The sequence below is a fragment of the Nocardia sp. NPDC059764 genome (genome assembly GCF_042732555.1).
Classification (GTDB): Bacteria; Actinomycetota; Actinomycetes; order Mycobacteriales; family Mycobacteriaceae; genus Nocardia.
In genome coordinates this window covers 47,451-56,922 of the sequence record NZ_JBHWHH010000022.1, presented here as the reverse complement: position 1 = coordinate 56,922, position 9,472 = coordinate 47,451, and the positions used below count along the sequence as shown (strand labels likewise).

Here is a 9,472-nt window from a genome sequence, read left to right as displayed (position 1 = left end):
GCACCTTTCCGGGTGGGGCCGCAGTCGTTCATGCGTGGTCGGGCTCCGAGGAAGTTACCCCTTGGCGGCCTTCAGCAGGTCCTCGACGCTGGTGAACTTCACGCGGGGGCGGCCGGCGGCCTTGCCCGCGGCCTTCTCGGCGGCGTCGATGGCCTTCCAGCCCTCGCGGCCGATCTGGTCGGGCTGACGCTCGGCGAGCAGCGCATCGAGGGCAGCGCGGTCGCCCTGCGGGGCGGCCAGCTTGCCGTTGGTGTAGTCCTCGATGATCTGGTCGACGGTCTCGGTCGAGTCGACCCGGTTGGAGCCGATGACGCCGCGCGGGCCGCGCTTGATCCAGCCGGAGACGTACACGCCCTGAACCGGGTTGCCGTCGGCCAGGACTCGGCCCTTGTCGTTCGGGATGACGCCGTTGGACTCGTCGAACGGCACGTCCGCGACCGGCTCGCCCTTGTAGCCGATGGAGCGCAGCACCAGCGACGCCTCCAGGCTGCCGGTGCGGTCGGAGGCGCGGGCCACGGTGCGGCCGTTCTCCTCGACCAGCTCGTTGTGCACGTACTCCACGCCCTCGGCCTTGCCCTCACCGGTGACGGCGGTGGGCGAGACCAGGTAGCGGAACACGATGCGCTTGTTGTCCGGGTTGCGGGTACCGGCGGCGTATTCCTGGGCGAGGGTGTACTTGAGCTGCAGCGACGGCTCGACCTCGGGGCTGTCCAGCTCGGCCTGCGAGGCCGGGTCCAGGACCAGATCCTCGGGGTCGACGATGATGTCGACGCCCTTCAGGTACGCCAGCGCCAGGAACTCCGGCGAGGTGTAGGCGGCCTGCAGCGGGCCACGGCGGCCCAGCACCACGACCTCCTTGATGTTGCTGCGGCGCAGCGCATCCACGGCGTGGTCGGCGATGTCGGTCTTGGCCAGCTCGTCCGGGTTCACGGTGAGCACGCGGGCCACGTCGAGCGCCACATTGCCGTTGCCGACGATGACGGCGCGTTCGCCGGACAGGTCGAACTCGCGGTCGGCGAAGTCCGGGTGGCCGTTGTACCAGGCCACGAACTCGGTGGCGGAGTGGCTGCCGGGCAGGTCCTCACCGGGCACGCCGAGGCGGCGGTCGGTGGCCGCGCCGACGGCGTAGATCACCGCGTGGTGGTGGCCGAGCAGCTCCTCGTGCGAGATGTGCTTGCCGACCTCCACGTTCAGCCGGTACTGCAGCGCCTCGCGCCGGAAGGCCGACTCGAACAGGTTGGCCACCGACTTGGTGCCCGGGTGGTCCGGCGCGACGCCCGCGCGCACCAGGCCGTACGGCGTGGGCAGCCGGTCGAACAGCTCCACCTCGACATCGGCGCGACGCAGTAGCTCCTCGGCGGCGTAGCAGGCCGCGGGGCCGGCGCCCACGATGGCGACGCGCAGCGTGCCCAGCTCCTTGGGCGCGCGGGTCGGGGCGACCAGCGGCTCGAAGTTGGACTCCAGCGGGTGGCGCTGGAAGTAGGCGGCGTTGATATCGCGGAACCGCCCCAGCGAGGCGAGCAGATCGTCCTCGGAGAAGATCGCGTCGACCGGGCAGGCGTCGACGCAGGCGCCGCAGTCGATGCAGGTATCCGGGTCGATGTAGAGCTGCTCCGTCGTCGCGAACTCGCGTTGCTCGGGCGTGGGACGAATGCAATCGACCGGACACTCGGGTACGCAGCTGGCGTCGTTGCAACAACGCTGCGTGATCACATAGGCCATATCTCGCAGATCCTCGAAACTGTCGCGTGGTGCTACTCCGCTCGGGGTTCGAGCAGGGTCGGTAGAACACGTTCTAATATAGGCGGCATTCCAACGGGTGTCGGCACTGCTGTGTGCCGCCAACCACCAGTGTGCCTCGAGTGTGAGCAGTGTCTCGCGGCGGTACCGGCACACACCGCTGTGAGTCCGGTCTCCGGGCTCCGCACGAGGACACCTACCGTAGTGCGTATGGCGCGGACTCTCATCCTGATGCGGCACGGCAAGTCCGGATACCCCGAGGGCGTGGCCGACCACGACCGGCCGCTGGCCCCGCGCGGGCGGCGGGAGGCGGCACTGGCGGGCGAGTGGCTGCGCGCCACCCAGCCGGAGATCGACGCCGTGCTGTGCTCCACCGCGACCCGGACCCGGGAGACGCTGGCGGCCACCGAGGTCACCGCGCCGGTGTCCTACGAGAAGTCGATGTACGAGGCGTCCCCGCACACCCTGATCGAACTGGTGCAGCTCACCGATCCGGCCGTGGAGACCCTGATGCTGGTCGGCCATTCCCCCGGAATGCCCTGGACCGCATGGGAATTGGCAGCCAATCGGAACTCCGGCCCGGCCGGGGAGATGAGCGAGAAGTTCCCCACCTCGGCGCTGGCCGTGCTCGAATTCGACCGGCCGTGGGCAGACGCCGACCCGGGCACGGGTGAGCTGGTGCGCTTCCACGTGCCGCGTTAGCCGCCCGGGCAGGGCGGGCTCGGGCTCAGCCGAACAGCTTGCCCTTCCACACCACGACTCCCGCCATGATCAGCAGGAGCAGCAGCGCCCAGCCGAAACCCGCGAGCGCCCACACGACACCGAGCACCGCCAGCACCGGTAGTACGGCGATGGCCGTGATCACCGGCTGTTCCTTGGCCGTCTCCAGAGCCGATCGCGCTCTGATCCGATCCATGTCTTTTCCAGGCATGCCCCCAGGGTAGGCCTGGAATCGGCCGATTCGCCGACCGTTCGAATCTTCGCGCGCCCCGCCCTTGCTTGGAGTGCACTCCAACCCAGTAGCGTCGATACCGGGGTTCGGCACAGGAGGGCGAGACCGATGAACGCAGCACCGGCGACGAGCGACACCGTGGACTTCGAGCGACCGCGGTATTCGATCGGCGAAGCCTCCGAGCACAGCGGGCTCACCCGCGACACGCTGCGCTGGTATGAGCGCATCGGCCTGATGGACTACGTGGATCGCGACCATTCCGGTCAGCGCCGCTTCAGCGACCGCGACCTGCAGTGGCTCGCGTTCATCGGCAAGCTGCGCAGCACCGGCATGTCGGTGGCCGACATGGTCCGCTACGCCGAGCTGGTGCGCGAGGGCGACCACACCTTCCCGGAGCGCCTCGCCATGTTCCGCCGGACCCGCGAGGAGGTGCTGGCGCAGATCGAGGAACTCCGATCGACGCTGGTGGTCCTCGACCGCAAGATCGCGCTCTATCAGGCCGGCCCGGTCTGCGCACCACCGCCGGCCCGGGCGAAGAGCAGTGCAAACCAAGGGGATTGATTGATGACCAGCACAACGGCGTTGCCCACCACCGCGCTCGGGACCACCCGGGTCGGCGCGCAGGGCTACGGGGCCATGGGGATCAGCGAGTTCTACGGCCCGACCGACGCCGCCGAGGCCCGGGCCACGCTGGAGCGGGCCCTCGAACTGGGCGTGACCCTGTTCGACACCGCCGACATGTACGGCAGCGGCCACAATGAGGAGTTCGTCGGCGAGTTCGTGCGCGCACACCGCGAGAGCGTGGTGCTGGCAACGAAATTCGGCCTGGAGCGCCGCGCGGACGACCCCGGCTTCCGGGGTATCAACAACTCCCCGGAGTACATCCGCGCCGCCGTGGACGCCAGCCTGGGCCGGCTCGGCATCGACGTGATCGACCTGTACTACATGCACCGCAAGCAGGACGGCGTCCCGATCGAGGAGACCGTCGGCGTGATGGCGGAACTCGTGGCGGCGGGCAAGGTTCGGCAGCTGGGATTGTCGGAGGTGACCGGCCCGGAACTGCGCGCCGCGTACGCCGTGCACCCGATCGCGGCCGTCCAGTCGGAGTGGTCGTTGTTCTCGCGGGACGTGGAGCGCGCGGTGGTTCCCGCCGCGGCCGAACTCGGTGTCACCTTCGTGCCCTACTCGCCACTGGGTCGCGGCTTCCTCTCGGGCGCCGTCACGCCGACCGGCGAACTGCCGGAAGGGGATTACCGTCGCCTCCATCCCCGCTTCTCCGGGGACAACGCGGTGCGCAATGCCGAGATCCTGGCCCCGATGCACGTCATCGCGGCGGCGCGGGAGCTGACCCCGGCGCAGGTGGCGCTGGCCTGGGTGCACGCCCGGGCGCGGGTGCACGACCTGCCGGTGGTGCCGATTCCGGGTACCCGCAGCCGCACCCGGGTCGCCGAGAACGTCGCCGCGGCGACGGTGGAACTGACCGCGGCGGAACTGGAGACCCTGGACGCGATCGCGGACCTGGTGGCCGGAGATCGCTACGCGGACATGAAGTTCAGCTCGGCCGGACGCGAATAGTCCCCCTGCCCATACTGTTTCTGGCCCCGCACCGACTCGGCGCGGGGCCCGAAACGCGTCGGGTTCAGCCGACCAGGCGGATGGTGTGCCCGGTGTGCTCGGCTTTTGCCCGGAGGTAGCGCAGGTTGCCGGGATTGGCGTGGACGCCGGTCGGGACGGTGTCGCGCACGGTGACGCCGAGCGCGGTGAGCTGCCGCACCTTGTCCGGGTTGTTGGTGAGCAGATCCAGCTCGCCGACGCCGAGCGCGGTCAGCATCTGGGCGGCCGCGGTGTAGTCGCGAGCGTCCTCGTCGAAGCCGAGGGCGGTGTTGGCCTGGTAGGTGTCGAGGCCGTCGTCCTGCAGGGCGTAGGCGTCGAGCTTGTTGTAGAGGCCGATGTCTCGGCCCTCTTGGCGCAGGTAGAGCAGGACGCCGCCGGTCTCGGTGATGCGTTCCACGGATTCGCGCAGCTGGGGTCCGCAGTCGCAGCGGGCCGAGCCGAAGACGTCGCCGGTGAGGCATTCCGAGTGCAGCCGCACCAGCGGCGTGGCGGCGGCGAGGTCGGGGTCGCCGAGGATGAGGGCGACGTGCTCGCGGCCGTCCTCCAGGCCGTCGAAGGTGACCGCCTGCGCGGTGGTCGAGTAGCCGTCGGCGAAGGCCAGCGGGATCCGCACCCGGGTGCGAACGCCGGCGAGGCTGCTGCTCATTGATTGCTCCAGAGGCCGAGGACCGTGTCGTCGATTGGTGAACCACGGATGTGGGCCGGTTATTTCGCGACGGTCCGGAATGTTCAATTTTCAGACCAGAACGCACGGTTCACCTTCTCGGCTTACGATGCAGCCACTATGCAGTCACCTGTTACTCATGACCGAGTGTGGATCGACAAGCAGTCACCCGAGATCTTCCACGCGCTCAACGGCGTCGCGCTCGCTGTGCGGAACGCCGCCGCGGCAGCCGATCTGGACCGGGCCGTCATGGAATTGGTGAACGTGCGGGTGTCCCAGCTCACCGGTTGCCCGTTCTGCCTCGACCTGCACACCCGCGCGGCCCGCGAGGCCGGCGTCACGCAACAGCAATTGGATGTGCTCTCCGGCTGGCAACGCAGTCCGTATCTGTTCACGGAACTGCAGCAGGCGGCGCTCTCGGTGGCCGAGACCGTCACTTCGTTGCCGGATGAGGAAAGCATGCGGCGTGAGTATGCTGCTGCGCGGCAACATTTGTCGGATGACCAGATGTCCGTTCTCATCTGGGCTGCCACCACTATCGGCGCGTTCAATCGAGCGTCGATTGTGAGCAAACATCCGGTGCGGGTGCGGAAGGAGAACTGAACAATGAGCGAACAGGCCGTGGCGGCTACAGTCGTTCGTAACGACGCGCAACACCGGTACGAGGTGTGGTACGGGAATTCGCTCGCCGGATTCAGCGAGTACCGCGAGCGCGACGACAACGACACCACCTTCATTCACACCGAGGTGGATCAGGAATTCAGCGGCAAGGGCCTGGCGAATCTGCTCGCGCAGGAGGCGATCAAGGATGTGATCGCCCGCGGCCGCACCATCGTGGCGCGCTGCCCGTTCATCAAGGGCTGGCTGGACAAGCATCCGGAGTTCGACGAATACGTGGTCGGCAAGGGCATCAAGCGGGATCGGTGAGCAGGGAGGTGCGGGTGTGAGTGATCTGGAGCCGCGGCCGGAGGAGTCGCTGTGCGAGTCGTCGGGCCGTCCGGGGCCGCGGGCGGAGTTCTTCCCGGCCCGGGAGGTGCCGCTCGGCGGGGTCCGCGGCGTGACCGTGTTCCGGTCGCTGCCGCAGCGGGATCTGCCGACGGTCGGCGCGTGGTGCTTCCTGGACCACTTCGACGGCGCGTCGGAGGCCAACCCCGAGGGCCACGACATCGACCCGCACCCGCACATCGGACTGCAGACCGTCACCTGGCCGCTGGACGGGCGGATCCGGCACCGCGACAGTGTGGGCTCGGATGTGGAGATCGCGCCCGGCCAGCTCAACATCATGACCTCGGGCCACGGCATCGCGCACTCGGAATACCGGGTGCCGGGCCACATCTCGGGGCACGGACTGCAGCTGTGGGTGGCGCTGCCGGGCGAATCCCGGGATATCGCACCGCATTTCGAGCAGCATCGCGAACTGCCCGCCTTCCGGGCGCCGTCGATCGAGGGCACGGTCCTGATCGGCACGCTGGACGGGGTCACCTCCCCGGCCACCGCCTACACCCCGATCGTCGGCGCGGACCTGCGCGTCGCGGCCGGAGCCGACACCGCGCTGCCGCTGAACCCGGCGTTCGAGCACGCGGTGCTGGTGATCGCGGGCGCGCTGAGCCTGGACGGCACCGTGGTCGAGCCGGGCAGCCTGTTCTACCTGGGCAGCGACCGGGACGCGATCCGCGTGCACGACACCGCGGGCGCGCACCTGCTGCTGCTCGGCGGTGAACCGTTCGGCGAGGACCTGGTCATGTGGTGGAACTTCGTGGCCCGCAGTCATGAGGAGATCGAACAGGCCCGCAATGACTGGGAGAAGCACGATGTCGGCCGGTTCGCCGATATCGCGGGCCACACGCCCGAACAGCGGATCCCCGCTCCCCCGCTGCCGGGACTGCATCTCGAGCCGCGCAAGCGGCGCTGCGGCGTCCCGCACGAGTAGGAATCAGCTGCCGGTCATCGACTGGGTTCCGATGACCCGCAACAGATCCAGCTTGTCCTGGGTGTCGGTGCCCGGCGCGGGGTAGTAGATCAGCACGTGCCGGGTGGCGCTGGGGGTGAGCAGCGGCTCGCAGATCAGTTCCAGCACACCGACTTCCGGGTGGATCATGCGTTTGACGTGCCCGGTGCCGGTGCCCACCTCGTGTTCGTGCCACAGCCGCTCGAATTCCGGGCTGGCGGCGCGCAGCCGGGCCACCAGTTCGGTGACGTCGGCGTCGCCCGCGCGGCGGGCGGAGACCGCGCGCAGGTCGGCGACGTGCTTGTGGCTCATGGCTTCCCAGTCCTCCGGCGGGAAGATGGCGCGCGATCCCGGCTCGGTGAACCAGCGCCACGGAATGCAGCGGTCCAGACCGCGCCGCCGCGTGTAGTCCCCGGACAACAGGGTGTGCATGCGGTTCTGCACCAGCACCTCGCCCAGGTCGGAGATGACCACGGCCGGGGTGTCGTCCAGTTTGGACAGCACGTGCAGGATGCCGGGGCCCACGTGGCTGTCGCCGCCGCGGGCCGGGGCCTGATGCCCGGACAGGTGGAAGAGGTGGTCGCGTTCGCTGTCAGTCAGTCGCAGCGCCCGCGCCAGCGCGGCCAGCACCTGCACCGACGGTCGCGGCCCGCGCGCCTGTTCGAGGCGGGTGTAGTAGTCGGTCGACATGCCCGCGAGCAGGGCGACCTCGTCGCGGCGCAGGCCGGGCGTGCGGCGGCGGGCGCCCGGCGGCAGCCCGACGGTCTGCGGTTGCAGCTGCTCACGGCGTCGGCGCAGGAAGTCGGCCAGCTCGGTTCGATCCACCTCACCACTGTCCCCCGACCCCGGTCCGGTAACCAGGTATCGGCAGTCCCAGCCTGGGCGCGGATCCATCCACAACCGTTCACAGCCCGGCCCGGCAAACCAGGGATCGCCGATCCCTGGATCAGCGCTCCTCTCCCGCACTCCCGGGACCGGGCGCAGTGTTGTTCCCATGACCACGAACCTCAGCACCGGCCGGCTCGGCAAGACCGGGCCCGCCGTCTCCCGCATCGCCCTGGGCGCCATGGGGATGTCGGGCATGTACGGGCCGGCCGACGACGCCGTCTCGATCGCCACCGTGCACGCCGCCCTCGATTCCGGCGCGAACCTCATCGACACCGGCGACTTCTACGGCATGGGCCACAATGAACTGCTCATCCGGCAGGCGCTGGCCGACCGCAAGCGGGAGGACGTCCTGCTCAGCGTGAAATACGGGGCGCTGCGCGGCCCGGACAACAGCTTCGGCGGCGTCGACACCCGGCCGGCGGCCACCAAGAACTTCCTGGCCTACTCGCTGCAACGGCTCGGCACCGACTACATCGACATCTACCGGCCCGCGCGGCTGGACCCGAACGTCCCGATCGAGGAGACCATCGGCGGGCTGGCCGAGCTGGTCCAGGCCGGGTACATCCGCCACATCGGCCTGTCCGAGGTGGGCGCGGAGACGCTGCGCCGGGCAGCGGCCGTGCATCCGATCGCGGATCTGCAGATCGAGTACTCGCTGATCTCGCGCGGCATCGAGGCCGAGATCCTGCCCGTCGCACGGGAACTCGGGATCGGCATCACCGCGTACGGGGTGCTCTCGCGCGGCCTGCTCAGCGATTCGGTGCGGGCCGGGCATGCGCGGGGAGGCGGAGCGCAGTTCGCGCCCAGCGACTTCCGCGCCCACAGCCCGCGCTTCCAGGGCGAGAACCTGGACGCCAATCTGCTGTTGGTGGAGGCGCTGGGCAAGATCGCGGCCGAGCGCGAGGTGAGCGTGGCCCAGCTGGCCATCGCCTGGGCGCTGTCGCGCGGCACCGACATCGTGCCGCTGATCGGCGCGCGGAAGCCGGAGCGCTGGGCCGAAGCCGTTGCGGCGGTGGACATCCGGCTGTCCGACGCCGAGCTGGCCACCATCGAGGCCGCCGTGCCCGCCGACCGGGTGGCGGGCGGGCGCTACGCCCCGGCGCAGATGGCCATGCTCGACAGCGAACGCTGAGACTACGTGCGGCGCGGCCGGATGACGGCGGTGAACGCGGCGCGGGCCACGGGCTTGCCGGTGACATCGGCGATGATCACCGGCACCTCCAGCTCGATCTCGGTGCGGGACTCGATGTTCGCGCGGGTCTCGGCGATGGTCTCGGGCGACAGTTCGGCGGTGCCGGTGAACGGGCCCTCCTGGCCCTTGGCGCGGGCCAGGTATTCGATGCGGCCGTCGCGGGCCACGATGAAGGTGTCGCCCATCAGGTCCACGATGCCGGAGATGGACGCGCCCATGGCGGCGGTCTCGGCCAGACCGAACAGCAGGGCGGCGTGGATGTCGCCATTGTGGTTGAAGTGCTCGGGGCGCGCGGCCATGCCGACCACGCTGCGACCCGGGCCGTACTCGACGCTCTCGATGCCCGTGAACTGGATGAAGCCGAGCTTCTTGAAGCCCGCCATCACCATATCGCCCATGGTCGCATTCGCGCTGTCCATCGCGTCTCCCGCCGATAGTGAAATTGAAACGTGTTCCACTCTTTGAGTAGATACA

General features: G+C 69.4%; 12 protein-coding genes. 7 read left to right on the top strand and 5 right to left on the bottom strand.

Going from position 1 to position 9,472, the window contains the following annotated elements; all coding sequences use genetic code 11:
* Positions 1–54: 54 nt before the first annotated feature.
* Positions 55–1,722: an FAD-dependent oxidoreductase gene (locus ACFV4K_RS07250; RefSeq protein ID WP_379272798.1), complete on the bottom strand. Its 1,668-nt coding sequence runs from the start codon at positions 1,720–1,722 to the stop codon at positions 55–57.
* A gap of 228 nt (positions 1,723–1,950) precedes the next feature.
* Here ACFV4K_RS07250 and ACFV4K_RS07245 point away from each other — a divergent pair, with 228 nt between their 5' ends.
* Positions 1,951–2,442 carry a SixA phosphatase family protein gene (locus tag ACFV4K_RS07245; protein ID WP_379272797.1) on the top strand — a complete coding sequence of 164 codons (492 nt, stop codon included), beginning with the start codon at positions 1,951–1,953 and terminating at the stop codon, positions 2,440–2,442.
* Between the two features lie 25 nt (positions 2,443–2,467).
* Here the strand turns inward: ACFV4K_RS07245 and ACFV4K_RS07240 are convergent, their stop codons facing one another.
* The gene (locus tag ACFV4K_RS07240) at positions 2,468–2,671 is read right to left on the bottom strand and encodes a hypothetical protein (protein WP_213559226.1); all 204 of its coding nucleotides are present in this window, start codon (positions 2,669–2,671) and stop codon (positions 2,468–2,470) included.
* Positions 2,672–2,800: 129 nt separating this feature from the next.
* Here ACFV4K_RS07240 and ACFV4K_RS07235 point away from each other — a divergent pair, with 129 nt between their 5' ends.
* The gene (locus tag ACFV4K_RS07235; RefSeq protein ID WP_379272795.1) at positions 2,801–3,253 is read left to right on the top strand and encodes a MerR family transcriptional regulator; all 453 of its coding nucleotides are present in this window, start codon (positions 2,801–2,803) and stop codon (positions 3,251–3,253) included.
* Positions 3,254–3,256: 3 nt separating this feature from the next.
* Positions 3,257–4,267 carry an aldo/keto reductase gene (locus ACFV4K_RS07230; protein ID WP_379272793.1) on the top strand — a complete coding sequence of 337 codons (1,011 nt, stop codon included), beginning with the start codon at positions 3,257–3,259 and terminating at the stop codon, positions 4,265–4,267.
* Positions 4,268–4,331: 64 nt separating this feature from the next.
* Here the strand turns inward: ACFV4K_RS07230 and ribA are convergent, their stop codons facing one another.
* Positions 4,332–4,952, bottom strand: coding sequence for a GTP cyclohydrolase II (ribA, locus tag ACFV4K_RS07225; protein WP_379272791.1), 621 nt, complete (start codon positions 4,950–4,952; stop codon positions 4,332–4,334).
* A gap of 165 nt (positions 4,953–5,117) precedes the next feature.
* On the opposite strand from ribA, the gene ACFV4K_RS07220 reads away from it, so the two are divergent.
* From ACFV4K_RS07220 to ACFV4K_RS07210, 3 genes are read left to right on the top strand one after another with little or no spacing between them, the layout of a single operon-like run.
* The gene (locus tag ACFV4K_RS07220; protein WP_379272790.1) at positions 5,118–5,573 is read left to right on the top strand and encodes a carboxymuconolactone decarboxylase family protein; all 456 of its coding nucleotides are present in this window, start codon (positions 5,118–5,120) and stop codon (positions 5,571–5,573) included.
* A gap of 3 nt (positions 5,574–5,576) precedes the next feature.
* Positions 5,577–5,897: a GNAT family N-acetyltransferase gene (locus ACFV4K_RS07215; protein WP_357091126.1), complete on the top strand. Its 321-nt coding sequence runs from the start codon at positions 5,577–5,579 to the stop codon at positions 5,895–5,897.
* Positions 5,898–5,913: 16 nt separating this feature from the next.
* Positions 5,914–6,900 (top strand): pirin family protein, encoded by a 987-nt coding sequence (locus ACFV4K_RS07210; RefSeq protein ID WP_379272788.1) that lies wholly within the window; start codon positions 5,914–5,916, stop codon positions 6,898–6,900.
* Positions 6,901–6,903: 3 nt separating this feature from the next.
* Here the strand turns inward: ACFV4K_RS07210 and ACFV4K_RS07205 are convergent, their stop codons facing one another.
* Entirely contained in the window at positions 6,904–7,743 is an 840-nt protein-coding gene (locus ACFV4K_RS07205) for a helix-turn-helix transcriptional regulator (RefSeq protein ID WP_379272787.1), read from the bottom strand.
* A gap of 169 nt (positions 7,744–7,912) precedes the next feature.
* Between ACFV4K_RS07205 and ACFV4K_RS07200 the strand changes: the two genes are divergently transcribed.
* The gene (locus tag ACFV4K_RS07200) at positions 7,913–8,938 is read left to right on the top strand and encodes an aldo/keto reductase (RefSeq protein ID WP_379272785.1); all 1,026 of its coding nucleotides are present in this window, start codon (positions 7,913–7,915) and stop codon (positions 8,936–8,938) included.
* Between the two features lie 2 nt (positions 8,939–8,940).
* Here the strand turns inward: ACFV4K_RS07200 and ACFV4K_RS07195 are convergent, their stop codons facing one another.
* Positions 8,941–9,417, bottom strand: coding sequence for a PaaI family thioesterase (locus ACFV4K_RS07195; RefSeq protein ID WP_379272783.1), 477 nt, complete (start codon positions 9,415–9,417; stop codon positions 8,941–8,943).
* Between the last annotated feature and the right edge of the window lie 55 nt (positions 9,418–9,472).